17 protein-coding genes and 4 pseudogenes are annotated in these 22608 nt (G+C 69.1%); 11 read left to right on the top strand and 10 right to left on the bottom strand.

From position 1 onward, the window contains the following. Positions 1-9: 9 nt before the first annotated feature. Together hpaD and BJY18_RS21070 are read left to right on the top strand one after the other, a co-directional pair. The gene (hpaD, locus tag BJY18_RS21075) at positions 10-1077 is read left to right on the top strand and encodes a 3,4-dihydroxyphenylacetate 2,3-dioxygenase (protein ID WP_184781587.1); all 1068 of its coding nucleotides are present in this window, start codon (positions 10-12) and stop codon (positions 1075-1077) included. A gap of 10 nt (positions 1078-1087) precedes the next feature. After that, on the top strand, positions 1088-2992 hold the full coding sequence (locus tag BJY18_RS21070; protein ID WP_184781586.1) for an FAD-binding monooxygenase: 1905 nt from the start codon (positions 1088-1090) through the stop codon (positions 2990-2992). Between the two features lie 44 nt (positions 2993-3036). Here BJY18_RS21070 and BJY18_RS21065 read toward each other — a convergent pair whose 3' ends face one another. Next, positions 3037-3447 (bottom strand): Dabb family protein, encoded by a 411-nt coding sequence (locus BJY18_RS21065; RefSeq protein ID WP_184781585.1) that lies wholly within the window; start codon positions 3445-3447, stop codon positions 3037-3039. A gap of 81 nt (positions 3448-3528) precedes the next feature. Further along, positions 3529-4244 (bottom strand): annotated as a pseudogene (locus tag BJY18_RS21060) (SDR family oxidoreductase). Positions 4245-4296: 52 nt separating this feature from the next. Here BJY18_RS21060 and BJY18_RS21055 point away from each other — a divergent pair. Then, positions 4297-5163 carry a LysR family transcriptional regulator gene (locus BJY18_RS21055; RefSeq protein ID WP_184781584.1) on the top strand — a complete coding sequence of 289 codons (867 nt, stop codon included), beginning with the start codon at positions 4297-4299 and terminating at the stop codon, positions 5161-5163. A 160-nt stretch (positions 5164-5323) separates the two neighbouring features. After that, positions 5324-5923: a TetR/AcrR family transcriptional regulator gene (locus BJY18_RS21050; RefSeq protein ID WP_184781583.1), complete on the top strand. Its 600-nt coding sequence runs from the start codon at positions 5324-5326 to the stop codon at positions 5921-5923. A 16-nt stretch (positions 5924-5939) separates the two neighbouring features. Here the strand turns inward: BJY18_RS21050 and BJY18_RS21045 are convergent, their stop codons facing one another. Together BJY18_RS21045 and BJY18_RS21040 are read right to left on the bottom strand one after the other, a co-directional pair. Further along, positions 5940-6503, bottom strand: a complete 564-nt coding sequence (locus BJY18_RS21045) for a manganese efflux pump MntP (protein WP_184781582.1) — start codon at positions 6501-6503, stop codon at positions 5940-5942. A 67-nt stretch (positions 6504-6570) separates the two neighbouring features. After that, entirely contained in the window at positions 6571-6942 is a 372-nt protein-coding gene (locus BJY18_RS21040; RefSeq protein WP_184781581.1) for an ArsR/SmtB family transcription factor, read from the bottom strand. Between the two features lie 112 nt (positions 6943-7054). On the opposite strand from BJY18_RS21040, the pseudogene BJY18_RS38250 reads away from it, so the two are divergent. Both BJY18_RS38250 and BJY18_RS21030 read left to right on the top strand, forming a co-directional pair. Then, positions 7055-7330 (top strand): annotated as a pseudogene (locus BJY18_RS38250) (cation diffusion facilitator family transporter); the annotation flags it as partial. 53 nt (positions 7331-7383) lie between these two features. Continuing rightward, positions 7384-8154, top strand: a pseudogene (locus BJY18_RS21030) (IS982 family transposase); the annotation flags it as partial. Positions 8155-8170: 16 nt separating this feature from the next. Here BJY18_RS21030 and BJY18_RS21025 read toward each other — a convergent pair. Next, complete coding sequence (locus BJY18_RS21025; RefSeq protein ID WP_221457882.1) at positions 8171-8728, bottom strand: TetR/AcrR family transcriptional regulator; 558 nt, start codon at positions 8726-8728, stop codon at positions 8171-8173. Between the two features lie 204 nt (positions 8729-8932). Here BJY18_RS21025 and BJY18_RS21020 point away from each other — a divergent pair, with 204 nt between their 5' ends. After that, positions 8933-10366, top strand: coding sequence for an MFS transporter (locus BJY18_RS21020; RefSeq protein WP_184781579.1), 1434 nt, complete (start codon positions 8933-8935; stop codon positions 10364-10366). Positions 10367-10474: 108 nt separating this feature from the next. Then, a complete protein-coding gene (locus BJY18_RS21015) occupies positions 10475-11209 on the top strand; it encodes a methyltransferase (protein WP_184781578.1) in 735 nt (244 codons plus the stop codon). 115 nt (positions 11210-11324) lie between these two features. Here the strand turns inward: BJY18_RS21015 and BJY18_RS21010 are convergent, their stop codons facing one another. Then, positions 11325-12950, bottom strand: coding sequence for an FAD-dependent oxidoreductase (locus tag BJY18_RS21010; protein WP_184781577.1), 1626 nt, complete (start codon positions 12948-12950; stop codon positions 11325-11327). Positions 12951-13190: 240 nt separating this feature from the next. Here BJY18_RS21010 and BJY18_RS21005 point away from each other — a divergent pair, with 240 nt between their 5' ends. Continuing rightward, positions 13191-14663, top strand: coding sequence for an AfsR/SARP family transcriptional regulator (locus tag BJY18_RS21005; RefSeq protein WP_184781576.1), 1473 nt, complete (start codon positions 13191-13193; stop codon positions 14661-14663). After that, a pseudogene (locus BJY18_RS21000) lies at positions 14663-15450 on the top strand (beta-ketoacyl-[acyl-carrier-protein] synthase family protein); the annotation flags it as partial. The gene BJY18_RS21005 and the pseudogene BJY18_RS21000, both read left to right, overlap by 1 nt. Before the next feature lie 834 nt (positions 15451-16284). Here BJY18_RS21000 and BJY18_RS20995 read toward each other — a convergent pair. The 3 genes from BJY18_RS20995 to BJY18_RS20985 are packed head-to-tail and all read right to left on the bottom strand — an operon-like array spanning position 16285 to position 20762. After that, positions 16285-17628: an MFS transporter gene (locus BJY18_RS20995; RefSeq protein WP_312873911.1), complete on the bottom strand. Its 1344-nt coding sequence runs from the start codon at positions 17626-17628 to the stop codon at positions 16285-16287. Positions 17629-17673: 45 nt separating this feature from the next. Beyond that, positions 17674-19368: a dihydroxy-acid dehydratase gene (ilvD, locus tag BJY18_RS20990; RefSeq protein WP_312873910.1), complete on the bottom strand. Its 1695-nt coding sequence runs from the start codon at positions 19366-19368 to the stop codon at positions 17674-17676. A gap of 26 nt (positions 19369-19394) precedes the next feature. Next, a complete protein-coding gene (locus tag BJY18_RS20985) occupies positions 19395-20762 on the bottom strand; it encodes an FAD-dependent oxidoreductase (protein WP_184781574.1) in 1368 nt (455 codons plus the stop codon). Positions 20763-20829: 67 nt separating this feature from the next. Between BJY18_RS20985 and BJY18_RS20980 the strand changes: the two genes are divergently transcribed. Continuing rightward, the gene (locus BJY18_RS20980) at positions 20830-21489 is read left to right on the top strand and encodes a GntR family transcriptional regulator (protein WP_312873909.1); all 660 of its coding nucleotides are present in this window, start codon (positions 20830-20832) and stop codon (positions 21487-21489) included. Positions 21490-21522: 33 nt separating this feature from the next. Here the strand turns inward: BJY18_RS20980 and BJY18_RS20975 are convergent, their stop codons facing one another. After that, positions 21523-22539, bottom strand: a complete 1017-nt coding sequence (locus tag BJY18_RS20975; protein WP_246458934.1) for an Lrp/AsnC family transcriptional regulator — start codon at positions 22537-22539, stop codon at positions 21523-21525. Positions 22540-22608 lie beyond the last annotated feature (69 nt).

The following is a 22608-nucleotide window of genomic DNA, read 5'->3' as shown; positions in this document are numbered from 1 at the left end:
AACTCGACGATGAGTGTTTCTCCGCAGACTCCCATCCCGCCGGACATCGTGCGCTGCGCCTACCTGGACCTGGTGGTCACTGACCTCGCCGCGGCCAGGGAGTTCTACGTCGACGTGCTCGGACTGGTGGTCACCGCCGAGGACGACGAGGCGATCCATCTACGCACGCTCGAGGAGTTCATCCACCACAACCTGGTGCTGCGCAAGGGACCGGTCGCCGCCGCGGCCGCGTTCGCCTACCGGGTGCGGACTCCGGAGGACGTCGACCGCGCGCAGCAGTGGTACGCCGCGCGCGGCTGCCGCACCGAACGACGGAAAAAGGGCTTCACCAAAGGCGTCGGCGACTCGGTGCGGGTCGTCGATCCGCTCGGTTTCCCTTACGAGTTCTTCTACGAAGTGGAGCACGTCGAGCGGCTGGCCTGGCGCTACGATCTCTACACCCCGGGCGCGCTGGTTCGGCTCGACCACTTCAACCAGGTCACCCCGGACGTGCCGAGCGGCCGGAAATACCTGGAGGACCTGGGTTTCCGGGTCACCGAGGACATCAAGGACGAGGCGGGCACCACCTACGCCGCCTGGCTGCGGCGCAAGGACACCGTGCACGACACGGCACTGACCGGTGGGGACGGGCCCCGGCTGCACCACCTCGCCTTCGCCACCCACGAGAAGCACAACATCCTGGCCATCTGCGACAAGCTCGGTGCGCTGCGCCGGTCCGACGTCATCGAGCGGGGTCCCGGCCGGCACGGGGTGTCCAACGCCTTCTACCTCTACATCCGCGATCCCGACGGGCACCGGGTCGAGATCTACACCCAGGACTACTACACGGGCGACCCGGACAACCCCGTCGTCACCTGGGACGTCCACGACAACCAGCGCCGCGACTGGTGGGGCAACCCGGTCGTGCCCTCCTGGTACACCGAAGCCTCGCCGGTGCTCGATCTCGACGGCGCTCCGCAACCACTGCGCAAGCGCACCGAGGCCAGCGAAATGGCGGTCACGGTGGGCGCCGACGGTTTCTCCTACACCCGCAAGGAGAACGACGAGCAGGGCTTCAAACTGGGTCATTCGCTGTGAGGAGAGACCGTTGCAGTTCCACCACCACGGATACGTCTCGGGTGATCCGCACGTCCAGCCGGCCGCGGGCGTAGGCCTCGACCGGCCTGACGAACTGCCCGGCGAGGTCGATGTCCTGATCGTGGGCAGTGGTCCGGCCGGCATGATCGCCGCCGCGCAGCTGGCCCAGTTCCCCGGCATCGTCACCCGGATCGTCGAGCGCAGGCCCGGCCGGCTCGTGGTCGGGCAGGCGGATGGGATCCAGGCCCGCAGCGTGGAAACCTTCCAGGCGTTCGGCTTCGCCGGCCGGATCACCGAGGAGGCCTACCGGATCACCGAAATGGCCTTCTGGAAGCCGGATCCCGAGCAGCCGCGGAACATCATCCGCACCGCGCTGACCCCGGACGATCCGAGCGGGGTCAGCGAGTTCCCGCACCTGATCGTCAACCAGGCCCGCGTTCTCGACTTCTTCGCCGAGGCCGCGCGCAACGCCCCGGCCCGGCTGGTTCCGGACTACGGCTACGAATTCGTCACCCTCGACGTGGCCGAGGAGGGCGAGTTCCCGGTCACGGTAACGCTGCGCCACACCGCCGGGCCGGACGAGGGGACCGAGCGGATCGTTCGCGCCAAGTACGTCATCGGCTGCGATGGCGCGCGCAGCAAGGTACGCGAGTCGATCGGCCGCGAACTGCTCGGCGACCGTGCCAACCACGCGTGGGGCGTGATGGACGTGCTCGCCGAGACCGACTTCCCCGACATCCGCACGAAGTGCGCGATCCAGTCCCACGACGGCGGCAGCATCCTGCACATCCCGCGCGAGGGCAACCACCTGTTCCGGATGTACGTCGACCTCGGTGAACTTCCCGAGGACGACCGTGGCGCGGTCCGCGACACCACGCAGGAGCAGGTCGAGGCCCGCGCCAACCGGATCCTGCACCCGTACACGCTGACGGTGAAGCACGTCGCGTGGCGCAGCGTCTACGAGGTCGGGCACCGGCTCACCGACAAGTTCGACGACGTGCCTGAGGAACTCACCGGCCTCCGCGGCCCCCGGGTGTTCATCACCGGCGATGCTTGCCACACCCACAGCGCCAAGGCCGGACAGGGCATGAACGTGTCCATTCAGGACGGCTGGAACATCGCCTGGAAGGTCGCGCACGTGCTCGACGGGCGAGCACCGGAGTCCCTTTTGGACACCTACTCCGCGGAACGCCGGGTGATCGCCCGTGACCTGATCGATTTCGACCGGCGGTGGTCGAGCCTGATGGCCGCGAAACCGGGGGAACTCGACGATCCCACCGAACTCGAGGACTTCTACGTCAAGACCGCCGAGTTCCCCGCCGGGCTGATGACGCAGTACCAGCCGTCGATGATCGTCGCCGAGGCCGTGCACCAGGAGCTGGCGACCGGTTTCCCGGTCGGCAAGCGCTTCAAGTCGAACCCCGTCACCCGTGTCTGCGACGGCAACCCGGTGCACCTTGGCCACCATCACCGTGCCGACGGCCGCTGGCGGATCTACGTGTTCGCCGACCGTCCGGCGCCGGGGGAGCGTTCGAAGGTACGCGATTTCGCCGAGTGGATCGGCGGCTCTGCGGAGTCTCCGGTGCTCGCCCGCACGCCGGAGGGCCTCGACGTCGACGCCTGGTTCGACGTGAAGGTGATCTACCAGCAGAAGCACACCGACGTGGACCTCGGATCGGTGCCGAGGACTTTTCTGCCGAAGGTGGGGCCGTTCGAGGTGGTCGACTACGAGAAGGTCTACGCCGCGGCCCCGGACGACGACATCTTCGAGGCACGCGGCGTCGACCGCGACGGCGCCGTGGTCGTCGTGCGCCCGGACCACTACGTGGCGAACGTCCTGCCGCTGGCAGCGACGGGCGAACTGGTGACGTTCTTCGAGGGCGTTTTCGCCGTGCGGAGCCGATCGGCTCGCTGACCGGGTGGCCGGCGCACGGCGATCCCGGGGTACGCGCCGGCCACTCAGGCGGCGTGCGTCACGGCGCTGCTGCCGGTGTGCGAGGCGAGGCCCGCCATCAGGGTGACGAGCTCGGGATCGGCCTCGTAGTTGCGCTTCTGCAGTTCGGCGATCCTGGCCTCCAGTCCGGGGTCGGGATCGTCGGAAACGTCGTAGCACTCGAACTTCTCCAGCAGCGGAACACCGGCCCGCTCGGACCTCTTGTGCGCCGGGTGGGTCAGGTACTCCCAGTAGGCATCCAGGTCGGCCAGTACGAAGATCGCGCCCCAGTCGAACTCGCTGCCGTGCTCCGGTCCGACGACGAACGACTGCACCGCCGGAATGCGTCCCTGCTCCTTCAGGTGTTCGAGCGCGGTCGCGATCTGCTCGGGCGGAAGGCCTTGCTTCAGCTTCATGCGGTTGCAGTGGTAGATCATCGGACTGCCTCTCCTCGTTGTGGTTACGGTCGTAAGACTACGTGCGTTAGCTTACGATCGCAACCACAGTTTTCGTGCAGCTCACAGTTGTGAGCCGCCGCCGTCCACCGGGAGCTCGGCTCCGGTGGTGTAAGTGGCTTCGAAGGCGAGGAAGGTGACCGCCCTGGCGACTTCCGCGGGATCGCCGAAGCGGGCCATGGGGGTGCTTTCGGTCATCTGCGCCTTGGTCTGCGCGGCCACGTCTTCGGGCAACGCCTTGTCCAGGATGCCGGTGTCGATCGGCCCGGGACTCACCGCGTTGACGCGGATCCCCCGGGGGAGCAGTTCGGTGGCCAGGCTGCGGGTCATCGACCGCAGAGCTGCTTTGCTCGCCGCGTAGGCGCTGATCATCGGCAGCCCCTTGACGTTCGCGACCGAGGTGGTGAGCACGACGCCGCTGCCGTCGGCGAGCAGCGGAGCCAGCTTCTGCACGGTGAAGTAGGCGCCCTTGGTGTGATCCGCAGGAGCTCGTCGTACACCTGCTCGGTCATCGACTCGAACGGCACGAACCGGGTCACGCCCGCGTTCACGAACAGGGCGTCGACCGTGCCGAACTCGGCCTTCACCTGATCGGCGAGCGCGTCCAGGTCGGGCAGCGAGGCCACATCACCGCGCACCGCGACGGCGTCCGGGCCCAGCTGTACGCGCGCCGACTCGAGCGCGGCCTCGTTCCGGCCGGTGATCAGCACGCGGGCGCCGCTGTCGGCGAGCAGTTTCGCTGTGGTGAAGCCAAAACCGCTGCTGCCGCCGGTGATCACGACGCGCTTGCCCCGTCATGCGGCAGCCGTGTGACGGGTAAACTCGGCGTGCGTGGACCTCGACTTGCGGTTGGTGCGGTACTTCACGGTCGTCGCGGAGCACTTGAACTTCGGCCGGGCGGCCACTGCGCTGCACCTCGCGCAGCCGTCGCTCAGCAGGCAGATCCAGCGGCTCGAGGACCAGCTCGGCGTACGCCTGTTCGACCGCACTCCGCAGGGCAGCCGCCTGACCGAAGCCGGCCGGGTGTTCCTCCCGCGAGCGCAGGAATTGCTGGGCGCCGCCCGCGAGTCGGCGCTGGCCGTGCGCGCGGTCGCCCCGTCCCGGACGATCACCATCGGGTACATCGCGGACCTGGTCATCACCCCGGCGGTGCGTGAGCTGCGGCGGCGCTATCCCGACGCCCGGATCCGCACCCGTCACCTGGACTGGCAGGAAACGTCAGCCCTGCCCGAACACGAGGTGGACGCGCTCGTCGCACGGATGCCGCTGCCGTTGCCGAGCGACCGATTCCAGGTTCGCGTGCTCTACGAAGAGCCGCGCGTGCTCGTCATGTCCCCGGCACATCGCTTGGCGGGCAAGGAATCCGTTGCCCTCGACGATCTCGACGAGGAGCTCGAGGCCTGCGCCGGCTCGCCGGCGATCTGGAGCGTGCCGCGCCCGCTCGGCCCGGCTCGGGTGTCGGCCGGGCCCAGTGGCGAAGACAGTTTCGAGGACAAGGTCGAGCTGGTCGCCGAGGGACATTCGATCCTCATCCTGCCCCGCGGCGACGGGCGCACCACCCTGCGCGAGGACCTCGTCACCGTTCCTCTCGACGGGATCGACCCGTGCCAGGTCGTGCTCGCCACCCACACCGGCGACCGCAACCCGCTGGTCACCGCGTTTCGCGAGATCGCAGGGACCCACCTCGGCGCGGGATGACCGGCGGATCACCGGGGGCGGGCGTCTCCGGGCGCCGTTCGATGTTCATCTTGTGCGCGATCGGGTCCCAAATCTCCTCGAACGGCGCCAGGAGGGACTGTCCGCTGCCGCAACGGCGGGCACGCACGGCGTATCACTCCGTTACTGAATTGGACGGACGATGACCCGGCTGACACGGGCCGAGCAGCAGCAACGCACCCACGAACACCTGCTGACGGCCGGACGGCAAGTGTTCCTGCGCCGAGGTTTCCTGGCCGCGACCGTCGAGGAGATCGCCACCGACGCCGGCTACACCCGCGGTGCCGTCTACAAGCACTTCGGCGGTAAGGAAGGACTGTGGCTGGCGATCGTCGAAGCCGGCGCGCAGGCCCATCTCGAAGGGCTGCGGAAAGCTCTCGCCCGCGCCACCACCCGCGACGACGTGCTCGCGGCCCTGGCTCCCGCCGATCCGACGGACGAGGACGCGGCCAAATGGAGCGCGGCAACCGCGGAAGTGCTCGCCGCGACGGCCCAGCAACCCGAAACCGCCGCCTTGGTCGCCGCCATCCAGCAGCGGCACGACGACGAGCTGGTCGCCCTGCTCGCCGAGCACTCCCGGCGGCTACGCCTCGAACCCACGATGCCGCTGCAGGAGGCAGTCGTCATGCTCGGCGCGTTGGGCATCGGGCTTGCGCTGCGCCAGACGGTGGCCCCGGCGGCCGAACCCGGAACCATCTTCACGCACGTGCTGGGCACGGTGTTCCCGCAGCCTGCCGGCTGAGCTCGATCGCGCGTGGTCAGGCGAAGAGCTGTTCGGCCGCCAGGGAGAGCCCGAGCGCGAGGAGCACGATCCCGGCGAGGCGTTCCGCGCCTTCCCGGTAGCGCTCGCTGATGCGGTTGCCCAGGCGGAGGCCGAGCTGGGCGGCGACGAACGCTTGCGCCGCGATCCCGGCGAGCACCGGAACCACCGGCAGGTGCACGAGTCCGAGGCTGAAACCGATCGCGAGCTCGTCGAGGCTGATGCCCAGCCCGAGCCCGAGCAGTGTCGCGCCCCGTGCGGTGATGAGCTTTCCGGCGGTTTCCTTCTCGGTGTCGTCTTCGTGCAGCAGCATCCACAGGCCGGTCCCGAAGACGGCCCCAGCGGCGACGTAACCGGCGGCCGGCCCGATCGCGGCGGCCAGCGGCGCGCCGATCGCGAGCCCGATCAGCGGCATCCCGGCTTCGAGTGCCATGAACGTCAACGAGATCCGCCAGCGCCCCCGCTTCGTCATCGGGCCGGCGGCGCCGATCGACGCGGCGATCGCGAACGAGTCCAGGCCGAGCGGGAGCACGAACCCGATCAGCGCCAGCGCAGTGCTCACCGGCGGACGTGATGACCGTCGAGCACGGGCCGGAAGAAGTACTGTGCCGGCGGCCTGCTTGTGCGGGTCACTTCGTCCGGCCCGTCGGCCGGTGCTGCTTGGCGTGCTCGCCGGGGATGCCGCGATCGACGTGGTCGGCGTGGTAGAGGGCCTGGGTCAGCAGCGCGCGGACGTGGTCGTCCGCGGCGGAGTAGTACACGAACGTCCCCTCGCGCCTGCCTTTCACCAGTCCGGCGAGGCGGAGTTTGGCCAGATGCTGGCTGACGGCGGTCGGTGCCGCCCCCGCGAGCTCGGCCAGGCACGCCACGGACGATTCGCCCTGCAGGAGCACCCACAGCACCTTGATCCGCGTGGGGTCCGACAGCAGCCGGAGGCTTTCCGCGGCCAGGTGGACCTGTTCGTCGCTGGGCATGTCGAAGTCCGGCAGGGAGGAGCGCACGGCGAGCAGACTACCTTCCTGCTCGAAAACCTGCGTATCTGCATGACTGCACAGGTATTGCCCAGCCTTCCCTCGCCTGCAGCGGGCCGCGCCGACCACCTGGGAGTTCTCGATGGCACAGCCGCGCCACGGTCATGGATACGGCCACGGTCGCGAGGAAGTGGCCGGGTGGTGGCACCGGGTCAAGCACGCGATCATCCCGCACAACCACGACAGCGCCGATCGGCTCGACACCGCGCCGGAGACGAGCAAACGCGGCACTCGGGCGTTGCTGTGGTCGTTCGTGGCGTTGTCGTGCACCGCGGTGGTGCAGTTCGGGCTGGTCGTCGTCACGGGTTCGGTGGAACTGCTGGGCGACACGATCCACAATTTCGCCGACGCGCTGACCGCGCTGCCGCTCGGGATCGCGTTCGTGCTCAGCCGCCGTTCCGCGACGCGGCACTGGCCGTGGCGCAGGTGCTGCAGCGCTACGGCAGTGAGCGGCGCTGGATCCGGCACATCCATGCCGATTCCGGGTGGCGTGCGATGTTCCCTGCGATGCTGGGTCAGTCCGGTTATCACAAACGACTGAAAACCGCACAACCGTTGCTATGCAAGGCGATTCTTGCACTGGCTGTGTGTTGCCCATCGTGGTTCGACGATATGTGGATCACCGACGCCACCCCGGTGCCGTGCGGAATGTCGCGGGAAACTGTGAAGCGCTCAGACCTGGCCGGGCACGCCAGCTACGGCTACTGCGCGTCACACTCTCGCTGGTACTGGGGTCTGAAGCTGTACCTGGCCTGCGCCGGCGACGGGATGCCGGTCATGTGGTGCCTGGCCAACCCGAAACTCGGCGAGCGCGAGGTGCTGGCCGCTCTGCTCGCAGACAACCGTCACTTCATCCGAAACGGCCAGGTCTTGTTGGCGGACAAGGGCTTCGCCGGCAAGGAATTCAAGCAGCTGACCGAGGCGATGGGACTTGAACTGCTGCGCCCCGACCGTAAGGACGAGACCTACCGCAACGGCAACCTCGGCAGCGTCCGCCAGCGCATCGAATCGGTCAACCAGACACTCAAAGGCCAACTCGATCTCGAAGCGCACGGCGGACGCACCCCAGCCGGGGTGTTCACCCGGGTCGCCCAGCGGCTGCTGGCCATGGCCACCGCCATCTGGCACAACTGGACCACCGACCTGACCACCAAACGATCACTGATCGCATTCGACCACTAACACCAACTTCACGGAATCAATCATCTAGGCCGACAAGCCGGGCGAGGACGACCATTTGCTCGGCATAGTGTTCGAGGAACTCCGGCGACCGAGGGCTGACTCCGCACAAACCTTCGATGACGTGCGGGAGCGTGGTCGTCGCCATCGCGGCGCCCATCATCAGAATCGTCAGGCACGCCGGGTCCACCTCGGGCGGCAGCGCGCCTTTCGCTTGCAGGGCGCGGAGCTGGTCGACGTTGCGTTGCAGCCGCGCCGATCGCGGCGCGTGGTCGACGTCGGTCTCCGGACCGGAGTACTCGAGCCCGCCCCATGCCATCAATCGGACGCCGTCGGGGTTCTCCAGCGCCTCGAGCGCGTACAGCCGCATCTGTTCGGTCAACGACACGTTCTCGTGCACCAGCTCGCCTTCGCGCTCTCTCCAGCGTTCCGAGATCGCCTGGTACAGGCCCTCTTTGCCGTCGAAGTAGTACGAGATCAGCTGCTGGTTGACCCCGGCCCGCGCCGCGATCGCACTGGTGCGCGCGCCGGCGTAACCGTGCGCGGCGAACTCCGCCACGGCGGCGTCGACGATCAACCTGCGGGTCCGTTCGGGATCCCGCTGGCGCTCCTGCGGTGTGGGCGAGCGACGCGGCTTGGACTGAGGCACCGACTGATTATAACCGTGCCTGACGGTATCACCAGCAACCCGAACACCATCAAGTATTCAGTGGATTGACATAACTAATCATGTAATTGATTATGAGGCGCATCGAACGACCGGGAAGCAGGGGTGGGCGACGTGGACAGGCATCCTCTGCGGTGGTGGGCGCTGGCCGTCGCCATCGTGGCGATTCTCGTGGACATGATCGACAACCAGATCGTGACGGTGGCGCTGCCGACCATCAAAGACCAGTTCGGCGCAGGCGACGCCGCGCTGCAGTGGATCTCGGCGGGTTACGCGCTGGGGTTCGCACTCACCCTGATCACCGGCGGCAGGCTCGGCGACCGGTACGGCACCAAACGGCTCTTCCTGCTCGGCATGACGACGTTCACGATCGCGTCGCTGGTGGCCGGGCTGGCTCCGGGGATCGCCGCGTTGATCACTGCCAGGATCGTACAAGGCGTCGGTTCCGGCCTGATGGCTCCGCAGGTGATGTCGTTCGTCTACACCGAGTTCGGCGACGTCGAGCGGTCGCGGGCGATGGCGATCTGCTCGAGCGCGTTCCCGATCGGCGGGCTGGCCGGGCCACTGCTGGGCGGCGTGATCACCCAGGGCGACCTGTTCGGCCTCGGCTGGCGGGCGATCTTTCTGGTGAACGTGCCGTTCGGGGTGCTCGCGGTGCTCGGGGCGCTGCTGACCATGTCGTCTCACCCCGGCACGCCGGGGCAGCGGATCGACCGGGCCGGGCTCGCGCTGCTGACAGCGGGACTGTTCGCGCTGTTCTACCCCGTGGTGCAGGGCAGGGAGCTGCACTGGCCGGTGTGGATGATCATGCTGCTCGTCGCCGCGGTACCGCTGCTGGGCGCCTTCGCTCTCCAACAGCGCGCGCTCGCCCGGCGCGGCGGGGAACCGCTGATCCCGTCGGACCTGCTTCGATACCGCAACCTGACCGCGGGACAGTTGGTGCTGTTCACGATCAACGCGGCGACGGGGGTGTTCTTCGTCCTCACCCTGCACCTGCAGCTGCGGCTCGGGTACTCGCCTCTCGAGACAGCGCTGACATTCCTCCCGTCCGCCGCGGGCATCGTGCTCGGCGGGGTGGTCGCGGTGCGGCTGGCCGTGCGGATGGGCCGCAGGCTGATCGCCGCCGCCATGGCCCTGCTGGCCGCGAGCCTCGCCGCGATGGCGATCCTGGTCGGCGTGCTCGGCCCGAAGCTGGACGCGTGGGCCCTGCTCGGCCCCGCGGTCGGATTCGGGCTCGGCATGGGTGTCGCGATGAACTCGCTGATCATCCGGGCCATGGCGGACGTCCACCCGATGCGGGCCGGTTCGGCGTCCGGACTGCTGAACACGACCGTGCAGCTCGGCGTGGCGACCGGGATCGCTTCGTTCGGCACGGTGTTCTTCGCGCGCCTTCCGGACGGGTTCGAGCCCGCCACGATGACGGCGCTAGCGCTCGGCACTGGAGTGCTCGTGGCGGGCCTGCTGTGCACCGCCGTCCTGCCCAGCGTCCGACGCGCCGGCGGTCCTCCCGTCGGCCAGTCGCCTCAGGAGAGGAAGGTCACGCCATGACCGAGCCGTACGACCTCGAGACCCCTGTCCTCGTTGTGGGAGGCGGTATCGCGGGGCTGTCCACTGCGTTCTTCCTCGGACGTCTCCTCGCTGAGCTGGCTGGCGAACATGGCGCTGATGCAGATGGGCGAGGGCATGTGGAACCGGATGGCGCGGTTGCACGAGACCGTGCTGACCGGTCGACCGGTTCACGACGACCGCGGCGAAGAACTCTACGACTACTACGTCCGGCATCCGCAGGAGCGCGGCTGGCACGCGGCCGCGATGGCCGACCTGACCGACGACGCGGGCACGGCACTGGCCGAGCAGTACGATTTCGCGCCGTACCAGGAGATCGTCGACATCGGCGGCAGCATGGGTCTGCTGCTGTCGAAGATCCTGCCCGCGGCCGCGCACGCGAACGGCACGGTGGTCGACCGGCCGCAGATCGTGGAACAGGCCCGCGCGAACGCCGGTGCGTACGGCCTCGGCGACCGGCTCTCGTTCACCGGCGGCGATTTCTTCGCCAGCGACCTGCCGAGAGGCGATCTGTACCTGCTGAAGACGGTGCTGTGCGATTGGGGCGACGAGAACGCTTCGCGGATCCTGGCGAACGCGTTCCGCTGTACCCCTCCCGGCGGGAGGCTGGCGGTGATCGACTGGGTTCGCCCCGCTGGCCCCGAACCGTCCGAATTGGACATCATGAGCATCTCGCTCGAGGTGGTGACCGGCGGCAGGATCCGCACCGAGGCGGAGTTCGTGACGCTGATCGAGAGTGTGGGCTATCGGTTCGACAGCGCGGTGACAGTGGCCAGCCGGGAACGATCCCGGCCCTGGTACGTGCTGCAGGCGACTCGACCGTAGCCAACCGCGGACCGGCCCCGGACGCGAGTGCGTCCGGGGCCGGTCGTTGTCGGCGGGATCAAGGCCGCAGGGGGTCCGGCCCCCATCCCGGCCGAGTCGATGGGACGGCACCGTCTCAAGCCCGCGGAAGCGCGAGAATCCCTCGCAGCGCCTCGCGCAGCTCCTGCACCGGCTGATCCGCTTGTTCCTGCGCGCGCCAGGCCACGAAACCGTCCGGACGGACCAGCGAAATCCCCGACGCGCCGATTCCGTACGCCTTCAGGAACTGCTTCTCCGGGTCCTGCACGTCGTCACCGATGCGGTGGGCGGCCACATCGATGCCCAGCTCCACCGCCACCGTCTCCGCCGCGGCTGTCCACTCGGTGCTTTCCGGACCGGCCAGCACGGTGAATGAACCGGTGAAAAGGTCCAGGGTGGACGCTGCGGAACCCGCTCGCTCCAGCCAGACGTGCGGGGCGCGCAGGCCGGGCCGTCCGCTCGGGGTGCGGGGGTCTTCCACCGATGTGTCCGGGGTTCCCGGCTCCGTACGGATCGCCGCTGAGCGGTAGCGGTAGCCGTACGCCATCGTCACCTCGTCGATGCGGGTCGCCTCGTCGCCCTCCGCGTAGTGGCGGGCGTCCAGGATGTGCAGTGCCGTGTCCATCGTCGTCTGCGCCACCGGGTGGCGCTCCGCCTCGTAGCTGTCCAGCAGTTCCGCGCCGGCGTGGCCGTGCAGCACCGCGGCCAGTTTCCAGGCCAGGTTGTGCGCGTCCGCGATGCCGGTGTTCGCGCCGAACGAACCTGTCGGTGGCACGACGTGCGCGCAGTCGCCGGCGAAGAAGATCCGGCCCGCCCGGTATTCGCGGGCCACGTGCGCACCGATGCGGACGTCCATCAGCATCCGGTTCCAGCCCGGCACCGGCGGCACCAGCGCGAGCTCGAGGTCCGGGATGCCGACGGCGGTGCGGGCCAGTTCGACGCACCGCTGCTCGGTGAAGTCGTCGATGCTCTCGCCCTGGTCGGCCTGGAACGGCACGCCGAGCATCCAGCGGCCGAGCCGGCCGAGCGGCACCAGCACCGTGCCGGTCTTCGGCTGGTCGAAGTAGGCCAAGAGGAACCGGCGATCGCGCAGTGCCGAGCCGAGGTCGGCGTCGAAGAGGAAGTGCGCGGCGTGGCCGAGCACACCGGGCCCGTCCGCCTCGACGCCGAGCCGGCGCCGGATGGCGGCGCGGTTGCCGTCGGCGGCGATGAGGTAGTCGGCGTGCACCGTGGACTCGGTGTCGCTACCGAGGTCGCGCAGGACTGCCGTGACCGCCTTGCCGTCGTCCTCGAAGGACACGAGTTCGGTGGCGAACCGGACGTCGGCGCCCGCGGTCTCGGCGCGAGCGCGCACGACGCGCTCCAGCTCGTCCTGGTCGATCATCGCCCAGTCGCTTGGGCTGATCTTGCCGGGACGGACCTGGGCGAACATGTCGATCCGGAAGCGCTCGTCGCCGGCGAGGGTGTCACCGCCGATCATCTCCGGCATGTCGGCGAGGATCGACCGGTGCTCGTGGATCTCCTCCTCGAGCCCGAACGCGCGGAAAATCTCGAGCGAGCGCGCGTTGAACGCCCGTGCCTGCGGCATGATCGCCGTGGACGGGTGCCGCTCCACGAGCGTCACTTGAACTCCTTGCCGGGCAAGGAAGAACGCCGCGGACAGGCCGGTGATGCCGCCGCCGACCACGAGTACGGACGGATCCGTTGCGCGTGATCCGGTCATGGTGAAACCCCGCCTTCGTCTACTGGGACAGAACTTCGCTGCCGGTCCGGTTCCTGCCCCGCCGGCGCACTGGAACCATAATCAAGGCTTTGCGTCACTGTGTCAACTATTTCCTTGATTGACTGCCTCCATAGGCCGATTACAACTTTTTGAGCAGGTACTTTGCCTGAGAATGGGCTACGCGACGAGCGTTTCAGGCGGCTCGCGTCAGCGCCCTGCGAAGGATCGTCAAGGTGCGTGTTGCGTATCGATCTTCTCGGCCCGTTGCGGGTCACTCTCGACGGCGCGGTGGTCACGCCCTCCGCGCCGAAGATCCGCCGGGTGTTCAGCCTGTTCGCACTGTGCGCGAACCACATCGTGCGTACCGAACAGCTCATCGAGGAGCTGTGGGAGGAAGATCCGCCGAGCAGCGTCAAGACCACCTTGCAGACTTATGTCTACCAGCTGCGGAAATCCCTCTGTCTCGACGCGGCGCAGCGGCCGCGCGACCGGGGCGGCGCGGGGGACGGACGTCCGGTGCTGCTCACTCTCACCGGCGGCTACTTGCTGTCGGTCGATCCCGAGGTGCTGGACGCGAACCGGTTCGACCGCGAGGCCCAGCGCGGCTGGGGCGAACTCGACGCCGGCGATCCCGAGGCGGCCTACCGCACGCTCGACGACGCGCTCGGGCTCTGGCGTGGTCCCGCGCTGGTCGACGTCAATCCTGGGCCGCTGTTGCAGGCAGAGGCTCTGCGGCTCGACGAAATGCGCAAGAACGCGCTCGAACACCGGATCGACGCCGCGTTGCGGCTCGGCAGGCACCAGGAGGTGCTCGGCGAGCTGACCCGGCTCGCCGCACAGCAGCCGACGCACGAAGGCTTCCAGGCCAAGCTGATGCTTGCGCTCTACCGATCCGGCCGGCGTTCGGAGGCACTGCGCGTCTACCAGCGCACGCGCGCCGCGCTGGCCAAGGAACTGGGACTCGATCCGGCAGTCGAACTGCAGCGCGTGCACCGGGCTGTCCTCGCCGCGAACGGAAGCCTCGACCACCGGGCGGGCACCGCCGTGGCGCGGCAAGCGCGGCCGAGCAGGCCGGAACCGCCGCGGCAGCTACCGTCGGCCGGGCCGCGACTCGTGGGCCGGACCGCCGAACTCGACGCGGTGCTTGCCGGGCTGCGTCCCGCCGACCGGCACGGTCCGGCGGTCGTCACCGTCGAAGGCCCGCCTGGATCCGGGAAGTCGGCGCTGTGCGTGCACGCCGGGCACGAGGTGCGCGAGCGCTACCCGGACGGACAGTTCCACGCGGTGCTGGCCGACGGCGAAGGTCAGCCTGTCGACCCCGGCGATGTACTGGCCGGTTTCCTCCGTGCGGTCGGCATCCCGGCGGCGCAGATTCCGGATTCGGTCGACGAGCGGAGCCGGTGGTTTCGCACCTGGACCGCGGTCCGGCAGGTCCTCGTCGTGCTCGACGACCTGGTCGAGGACCGGCAGCTCGCTCCGCTGGTCCCGGCGGGTCGCGACTGCGGGGTCGTCGTCGCCAGCCGCCGCCGGCTGTCGGATCCCGGCGTCAGCACCGCGGTCGGGCTCCGCCCGCTCGCGCCGGCCGACGGCGCCCGGCTGCTGGTCGACCTCATCGGGGTGGACCGGGTCGGCGGGTCGCTGGAGGACGCGCACCGCCTCGCTGTGCCCTGCGACGGGCTGCCGCTGGCGCTGCACACGGTCGCCATCCGGTAGGACCGACGTCGCTGATCTCGACCGGCTGCACGTCCGGTCTCGACTCGGTCGGCTACGGGGCCTCGCTCATCGAGGAGGGTTCGGCGGACATCGTCATCGCGGGCGCGACGGACGCCCCGCTGTCGCCGATCACTTCGGCGTGCTTCGACGCGATCCGTGCGACGTCCCGGAACAACGAGGACGCCGAGCACGCGTCGAGGCCGTTCGACGCCACCCGCGACGGGTTCGTGCTCGGCGAGGGATCCGCGGTGCTGGTGCTGGAAGAGGCGGGTGCGGCCCGCCGCCGCGGAGCGCGCGAATACGCGCGCGTGCTCGGCTTCGCCAATCGCAGCAACGCGTTTCACATGACCGGGCTGAAACCGGACGGCCGCGAAATGGCGGAGGCCATCCGCGTGGCGATGGACAATGCCAGGGTGGCCCCAGCCGACGTGGACTACATCAACGCACACGGCTCGGGAACGAAACAGAACGACCGGCACGAGACGGCGGCATTCAAGCGGAGCATGGGGCAGCGGGCGCACGAATTCCGGTGAGCTCGATCAAATCGATGATCGGCCATTCCCTCGGCGCGATCGGTTCGCTGGAGATCGCGGCGTGCGCACTGGCGCTGGACCGCCAAGTGGTTCCCCCGACAGCGAACCTCCATTTCGCGGACCCGCACTGCGATCTGGACTACGTTCCGGTGACCGCACGGGACCACAGAATGGACGTGGTGCTGACGGTGGGCAGCGGCTTCGGCGGGTTCCAGAGCGCAATGGTGCTCGACCGGCCGTCCCGGGGACGCTGAACCGATGGGTGCGCCGGGCAGTGAGTGTTTGTTCTGGCGAGGTCCGGGTATCACGCGGTTGTGGTGGCGTCGCGAGATTGCCCGGGTTGGCCGCCATCAGGCGACGGGGTTCGTCGTGCCGTTTCCCGCGGACCCAGGGATGAAGGGCCGCTCGGAGTGCTCGCACCGCTGACGTGGTGTTGAGGCGGTCGTCGAGCCCCGGGCAGATCAGCAACTGGAATCGGATGGCGGGTCCGACGGTGCCGGGAGCGCGCAGCGTGGGTTGCCGCGGCCAGTGCGCCGCCGGCGCTGGCGCCGCCACGGCCAGCCGGCGCGGGGTGGCGCCCAGCTCGGCAGCGTGCTCGATCGCCCACAACAGCCCGGTATACCCGGATCGTCGTGCGGCAGGTCCGGTATGACGCGCAGCTGGGAAAACAGATCGGTGGTGGCGAAAATCGAGTGGAGGTCGTGCAGAAACGGGTCGGTGGTCGCGTCCAGGGCGCCTGAATTTCGCGATCGATTGCGGGAGTTGCCATGAGGTCAACTGTCCTGGGTTCTGCCCGGCTCCGGAAGTGGCCCGCTGGACACCTTATGCAACGATCGGTCCATGGTCGAAGTCAGTGCCGCACACCGGACGTTGTGCTGGCCGTGCCGCCGGTGGTGTCGTTCGACCTGAGCATTCCCGCGCAAATCCTGACCGGCGTTGAGCTGCTCACCGGGAACCGGCGTACGACCTGCTGACTGTGACTCCTGACGGCGGGATCGCGCCGACGACCGCCGGGTCCAGCATCGTTCCGCAGGGTGACATCGACTCCCGCACGGCGGCACTACGCGCCGCCGCACGGCACCGCGTGGTCAGGTGACGACGTCCTTTCGGACTTCGTCGGTCGTCGTGGGCTGTTGCCGCCGTAGTCGCCGGCGGACGGTTTCGGGGCCGAGTGCCAACGCGACTACGGTGAGCGCCGCCATGGCGGCCATGTACACGAGAATGGGCCACCAGTGTCCGGCCCATGCGTACAGTGCCGTGGCGATGAACGGTGCCAGGCCGCCGGCGAGGACCGAGCCGACCTCGCGGGAGAAAGCGAACCCCGACATCCGGAATTCGGTGTCGAACAGTTCCGCGTACCAGGCGGCCTGTGGGGCGAGCATGGCGGGATAGAAGACACCCAGCCCGATCACGAACGCGACCACGACCCAGGTCGCCGAACGGGTGTCGCTGAGCAGGAAGAACGGAATCATCCACGCGGCCGAACCGAGAATACCCACCAGGTACACGGGTTTCCGGCCGACCCGGTCGGAGAGCAGGCCGCAGATCGGGATGAGTACCGCCTGCACGGCCGACGCGATCAGCACCGCGGCGAGGCCGAGTGAACGGTCCAGCCCGAGCGTGGTCGACAGGTACGAGACGCCGAAGACCGGGATGAGGTAGGCGAACCCGTTCTCGCCCATGCGCGTACCGACCACGATGAAGAAACTCCGCGGATGGCGCCGGACCGCGGCGAAAACCCCGCGCGACGACATTGGGGTCGCGTCGGCCCGGGAATCCTGGAACACCTGCGGTTCCTCGACCTGGCGCCGGATCAGATACCCGACCACCAGACACAACGCTCCCAGCAGGAACGGCAACCGCCAGCCCCACGCGGCGAATTCCTCGGCAGGCAGCAACAGGAACAGGTAGAAGACCCCGTTGCCCAGCAGCGTGGCGACCGCGTATCCGAGCGGCGCGGCGGAACCCGCGAGCCCGCGCCGATCGGAACGCGCGTGCTCCACCGACAGCACCACGGCACCCGCGTATTCGCCGCCCGCGCCGAAACCTTGCACGAGCCGCAGCACCACGAGCAACACCGGCGCGAGCACGCCGACTTGCTCGTAGGTGGGCAGCACTCCGACGGCCGTCGTGGAGATTCCCATCAGCATCAGGGTGAGCACGAGCATTTTCCGGCGCCCGACCCGGTCACCGAGCCGTCCGAGGACGAGCCCGCCGACCGGGCGGGCCAGGAACCCGACCGCGTAGGTCGCGAAGGCCGCCAGGGTTCCGATGAGTGGATCGTCCGAAGGGAAGAACTGGGTGTTCAGCACGATCGCCGCGGCGGTGCCGTAGACGATGAAGTCGTACCACTCCAGCACGGTGCCGACCAACGCGGCGAGTGATGCCTTTCGCGACTGCCCCGGTGCAGTGGCGGATGGTTCAGCGGACACGGTCATCTCCTTCGATCACGGTGTCGGAGTGGGAAGACAGGCAAGTCAGGGTTTCGGGCGGCGGAGCACCGCGCCTTGCTGAACCGGCCCGACGAGCGCGGCGTACTGGCCCAGCCAGCCGCGTTCCTCGCCGGGCTTTCCCGCGGTGACCGGCTCGCCGAGTCGAAGCGGCTCGGCGTCGATCGTCCTGGCGTCGAGGTCGATGGTGATCGTGTCGCCGGACCGCACGCCCGCGAGCGGGCCGCCGTCCGCCGCTTCGGGCATCACCTGGCCGATGACCAGACCGTGGTTGAGGCCGGAAAGCTCCCCGTCGGTGACGACGGCGACCTTGCCGCCGAGGCCGGCGCCGTTGAGCGCGGCGACGAAACCGGCCGCGAAGACGGTACCGGGCCCGCCACGTGGCCCCATCCCGCGCAGCACGATCACCGTTCCTGCACGAATGTCACCGGTGCCCAGTGCCGCGATCGCGGCGTCCTCACCGGCGAACACCTCGGCCGGGCCGGTGAACCGTCGCCGCGCGGCGCCCGCGCCGGCGACCTTGACCACCGAGCCGTCCGGTGCCAGCGAACCGCGCAGGATCAGCAGCCCGGGTTCGTCGCGCACCGGGTCGTCGAGCCGGCGCACGACGGTTCCGTCCGCGGCCGGGGCTCCGGCGGTCGATTCGGCGATGGTCTGTCCGGTGACGGTCAGGGCGTCGCCGTGCAGCGCGGGCAGCAACGTCCGCAGTACGGCGCGGACGCCACCGACTCGTTCGAGGTCCCATACCTGGTCTGTCCCGTTGGGACGGATGGCGGCCAGCTGCGCGGTTTCCGTGCCGAGCCGCTCGAACGTGCCCACGACGTCGAGGTCGAGGTCCGCCTCGCTGGCCACGGCCGCCAGGTGGCGAACGCAGTTGACCGAGCCGCCCAGCGCCATCGCGACGCGGACGCCGTTCTCGATGGCCTTCGCGGTGATGATCTTCCGGGCGGTGAGGCCCTCCTCGATCATGGCGACGATCCGGCGGCCGGCGTCGGCAGCCAGTCCGCGCATCCGTTCGGAATCGGCGCGGATCGGCGCCGCCCCTGGCAGTGCCATGCCCAGTGCCTCCGCGAGGACGTGCATCGTGTTCGCGGTGGCCAGCCCGGCGCAGACGCCGGGTCCCTTGATGGCCGAATCCGCCAGCTCGCCCAGTTCGCCGACGGTCATGGTGCCCGCTTGCACGGCGCCCACCGATTCGTAGACGGTGTCGATGTCTACCGAGCACCTGCCGTGTCGCCCGCCCCGCTGGTAGCCGCCGGGGACGATGATCGACGGAATGTCCAGCCTGGCCGAGGCCATCAGGTGCGCCGGTGTGGTCTTGTCGCAAGAGGACAGACAGACCATGCCGTCCAGCACCGCGCCTTCGACCGCGGCCTCGACGTCGTTGACGATCAGGTCGCGGGTGGGCATCAGGTAGCGGGCCTTGCGGCCCGCGCTCGTGACGAAGTCCAGCGGTGCGGTCGTCCGGATCTCGAACGGGAGCCCGCCGGCCTCCCACACGGACTCGGCCACGAGCTCGGCAATGCCGTCGAGGTGGGAGAAGCAGATCCCGAGCCGCGACGAGGTGTTGACGATGGCGATCTTCGGACGGCCCTGGTCTTCGGACGCGAGGCCGAGCGCGGTCCACTGTGCACGGCGTACCGCCCAGCGGGTGCTGCCAGGAGTGAACTCGCTGCGCAGTGCGCCCGGGCGTACGGGGTCGTGGTCGGGCAGGTCAGTCACGGGGGAGTCCTTTCGGTGATCTCAGCTCAGATGCTGCTGCCGGCCGTCCGCATCGCCGCTCGGACCTCGCGTCCGGCGATCGAGCGGTACGGCTTGTCCTCGCGGAGGGAGAGCACGGTCGCGGCGGCAGCGGCGTGGCCGTACTCGAAACACTGGGCCGTGACCCGCGCCGAGGCGAGCGCCGCATGCTGCGCTCCGAGGCAGCGGCCGGCCACGACGATGTTCTCGCCGGTGCGAGGCACCAGCGAGAGGTACGGGACCTCGTAGTAGTCCCCGATCAGCCAGTGCAGTTCGGGGCGCGCGCCGGCGTGCAGCTCGATCGGCCACGCCGACCGGACGATCCCGTCCTCGCGTTTGCGACAGGCGAGCACGTCGTCGTTCGTCAGCGTCTCGACCGCCTCGATGCTGCGTGTCTGCCGGATACCGACTTCGACCCCGGTGTCGATGACGAACGCTTCCGCGCAGCCGGGCACCCGTTCGCGAAGGAAGCGTGCGTAAGCACGTACCTGGCGCCGCCCCTCGATCTCGGCCTCCGTGAAGTCCTCGGGGTCGATCACGTTGAGCATGCGCCCGTCGCGCCCCACCAGCCTCGTCGCGTTCACGAGCAGCTCGGCCGGGCGGGTGGTGTCGAACAGCCAGATGTGCGAACGCGGCAGGTCGAGCCCTTCCTCGCGTGCGGATTCGATGGCGGAACTGACCCATGGTGGGCAGATCGTGTCGCTCCCGTACGTCTCGTGAAAGTGGTCGAGGTCGACGTTGCCCAGCCGGAAGAACATGGTGGGGTTCTGGATCCGGCCGTCGTCACCGAAGCGGGTCGCGTGCCCGGCGCGGGCGACGACCGCCGCATCGCCCGACGCGTCGATGGTCCGGGCCGCGCGGACCACGGCCCGTCCGGCATTCGACTCGACGATGACGCCGGTGTGCCGGCCGTCCTCGACGAGCACGCCCGACACCACGGTGTGGAGCAGGATCCGCACGCCGGCTCCTTCGAGCAGGTCGTCGGCGACTTCGCGCCAGACCAGCGGATCGTGAGCGACGGTCCAGGTCCTGCCGTACCGCTGGGGTCCGGTGACCCCCGCACCGGCCGCGAGCGCCTGTCGGAAGCGCTCGGTGAACCCGTGCACGATCTGCTGCGGTTCGCCGTCGTCGGCCGCCAGGTACAAGCCGCAGATCGTGCCCGACATGCCCGCGACCGCGGCGCCACCGCAGAAGCCGTACCGCTCGATGAGCACGACCGAAAGCCCGTTCTCCGCGCAGACCGTCGCCGCCGCGACCCCCGCGGCGCCGCCGCCCGTCACCACGACGTCCACCTCGGCCAGCACCTCGAGACGGGAAACGTCGTGCGCGGCCGTGCCCAGCCGCCAGCCGGCGAAGCCGTCCACCATATCGCTCATATATCGACCGTATAGCACTGACCGGGCCGGTGGCCAGTGGGCCGTGACAATGCGCGATGATGAGGGGGTGACGGATCAGGTCAACAAGGCCGAGCAGGCCTACGGCGTGCTCGAGGACATGATCACCTTCCAGGATCTGGCACCCGGCGATGTCGTGTCCGAGGTGGGGCTCATGTCGCTGACCGGCTTCGGCCGCACACCGGTGCGCGAGGCGCTGCAGCGGCTGGCTCGTGAGCGCATGGTGGAGATCCACCCGCATCGCGGGGCGTTCGTGGCGGCGGTGTCCGTCGAGGCGCACTTCCAGCTGCTCGAGCTCCGGCGAGGGCTGGAGGAGATGGCCACCCGGTTCGCGGTCTACCGCGCGAAGCCGCAGCAGAAGGAGCAGATGCTCGCGTTGGCGACCGCGCTCGACGAGTTCGAGGGGACCGACGTCCGGCAGTTCGGCGTGCTGCTCAAACAGGCCCATTCACTCGTCGTCGAGGCCACCCAGAACGAGTACCTCGAACTGGCCATGGCGCCGCTGCAGTCGTTGTCGCGACGCTTCTGGTTCGCGCACCTGCCGGACGTGGCCAAGGAACTCCGTTCGGCCGCGGACCTGCACGGGAACCTGCTGCGGGCGATCGCCCACGGCGACGAGGCGGCCGCGGCCGCGGGAACGCTGAAGCTGAACGACTACCTCACCGACATCACCTACACCGCCTTGCGCGGACCGGGCTCGCACGGGTGAGCACGCCCCGTCCCTGTGGTCGAGTCGTGATGGTCACGACGACATGGCCCAGGGGTCGACGGGGACGACCCTGGTGCTGCGGCCCAGTTCGTCGACGATCCGCCCGTGCACCTTGACCTGCCGCAGCACGATTCTGCGGTCCACAATGGAGACTTCGGGGTGCTCCCGTGCGATGCGCACGAGCAGTTCGCCGAGATGCTCCAGCGATCGCAGGCTCACGATCAACGACAGGTTCGCCGGGCCGGGAATCGCCGCGCAGTGACGTGTCTCCGGCCAGACGCCCAGACGGCGGCCCACCGAGCGCAGTCCGAGGTCGGGCACCGCGAGCCACAGCAGCGCCATGGATTCCCAGCCCGCGAGTGGCCGGGCCACGTCGCAGCGGAACGTGATGTCGCCGTGCCGCCGCAGGCGATCGAGCCGCCGCTTGACCGCCTGCGGCGAGGTGCCCAGCTCGTCGGCCAGTTCGGTGTAGGGACGCCGCCCGTCGTGCCCGAGCGCGAGGAACAGAGCGCGATCGGCCGGGCCGAACGGCCGGATCTCGCCGGGCGGCGCTCCGGCCGGTTCGCGAACCAGCTCGGTCTGCGCACGGTTCATGACGCCCAGCCGCCACACCACACCACCGAAGAGCCCGCTGTAGACATGCGAACGCATGGTCGTCACCTCCGGGGGAATCGGCAGGGCCCGCACCAGAGTTTCGGCGATCGCGGGCAGCGTCGGCGCCAGCACCAGCGCGAACACCTGGAACTCTCCCGTGGTCACCCCGACCGTCGCCACGTTCGGCAGCCGCGCCAGCGTCAGCGCGACCCGTTCCGCGGTGCCGGGACGGCACGTCAGCTCCAGCAGCGCGCCCCGCATCCCGCTTTCGCTCAGTGCCACCGTGACCCACGCCGAACCCGTGTCGACCAGATGCTGCCAGCGCCGGGCCAGCGTGATCGGCGCGAGGTCCAGGACCTCGGCGAGGCGGGTCCAGCTCGCACGCGGGTGCACCTGTAGCGCGTCCACCAACGCGAGATCGGTTTCGTCCAGCAGCTTGCTGTCGTGATCCGACATCTGAGGCGGCATGAACACCCTTATCCATCATTATCCGGGGAAACTGCGGACTTTTGTGCACCCTACTGG

It is taken from the genome of Amycolatopsis jiangsuensis (assembly GCF_014204865.1).
Lineage (GTDB): Bacteria > Actinomycetota > Actinomycetes > Mycobacteriales > Pseudonocardiaceae > Amycolatopsis > Amycolatopsis jiangsuensis.
This window is presented reverse-complemented; position numbering and strand designations above follow the sequence as displayed.